General features: G+C 67.7%; 1 protein-coding gene. It reads left to right on the top strand.

Features of this window, described 5'->3' with window-relative positions:
- Positions 1–35: 35 nt before the first annotated feature.
- A complete protein-coding gene (locus tag ON19_RS30880) occupies positions 36–1,169 on the top strand; it encodes an IS701 family transposase (protein WP_043700814.1) in 1,134 nt (377 codons plus the stop codon).
- The last annotated feature ends 179 nt before the right edge of the window (positions 1,170–1,348 follow it).

The raw sequence follows: 1,348 nt of genomic DNA, 5'->3' as shown, positions 1-1,348 counted from the left end.
TACTGCAACGGCAGTTGGTGCGGTAGCTTGCTGGCGTGGTCTTGGATGTTGTTGCAGCCGAGCTGGATTCGCTGCACGCGAGGATCGGTTTCCGGTTCACCCGGTCGGAGCCGCGGGGCCGGGCGCGGGAGTACGTGACCGGGCTGGTGGCAGGTCTGGAGCGGAAGAATGGGTGGACGCTGGCCGAGCAGGCCGGTGAGGTGAGTCCGGACGGGATGCAGCGGTTGTTGCGGTGGGCGGACTGGGACATCGACGGAGTGCGCGACGATGTGCGCTCGTATGTGGCCGAGCGGCTCGGTGACCGGGACGCGGTGCTGATCGCCGATGACACCGGTTTCCTGAAGAAGGGCCTGCGGTCGGCGGGGGTGCAGCGCCAGTACTCCGGCACGGCCGGGCGGACCGAGAACTGCCAGATCGGAGTGTTCCTCGCCTACGCCTCCCGTCACGGCCACGCCCTGGTGGATCGAGAGTTGTATCTGCCGGAGTCCTGGACCACCGACCGTGACCGCTGCCGCGCCGCCGGGATCCCCGACGAGGTCGAGTTCGCGACGAAACCGCGGCTGGTGATGGCCATGCTGGAACGGGTGGTGTCGGCGAAGGTGCCGTTTGGGTGGTTCACCGCCGACGAAGCCTACGGTCAAGTCAAGTACCTGCGGGTATGGCTCGAACAACACGACGTCGCCCACGTGCTGGCGACCCGCCGCAACGACACCCTGATCACGACCGGCTTCGGCCAGGCCCGCGCTGACGAGCTGGTCGCCGCGCTCCCGGCACGAGCATGGCAGCGGATCTCCGCCGGTGCCGGTGCGCACGGACCCCGCGACTACGACTGGGCGCGGGTCCCGATCCGCATCGGCTGGGAGCCCGGGCGCGGGCACTGGCTCCTGGCCCGGCGCAGCATCACCGACCCCGGCGAGATCGCCTACTACGTCTGCTACGGACCGCGCCGGTCCACGATCGCTGATCTGGCGTGGATCGCGGGGTCGCGGTGGCGGATCGAAGAGTGTTTCCAGCAGGCCAAGAACGAAGCCGGCCTCGACCACTACCAGGTCCGCAGCTGGCGGGCCTGGTATGCCCACATCACCCTGTCCATGCTCGCCCTGGCCTGGCTCACCGGAACGAAAGCCGTTGCCGCAAAAGGGGAACCACCGGCAGCGATCAAGACATGATCGCACTCACGCTACCGGAGATCCGACGCCTCACCATCGCCCTGCTCCTACCCGCCATCCGCTGCACTCACCGCGTCTGGGCATGGTCGAACTGGCGACGCCGACGACAACACCAAGCCCGCTTATCCCACTACCGACGACGAGGACACCCACTCACCTGACTGCCGTTGCAGTACTAA

The organism is Nocardia abscessus NBRC 100374, from assembly GCF_000308455.1.
Taxonomy (GTDB): domain Bacteria; phylum Actinomycetota; class Actinomycetes; order Mycobacteriales; family Mycobacteriaceae; genus Nocardia; species Nocardia abscessus.
Note: the sequence above shows the minus strand (reverse complement) of the source record. Positions and strands in the feature narration are given on the sequence as shown.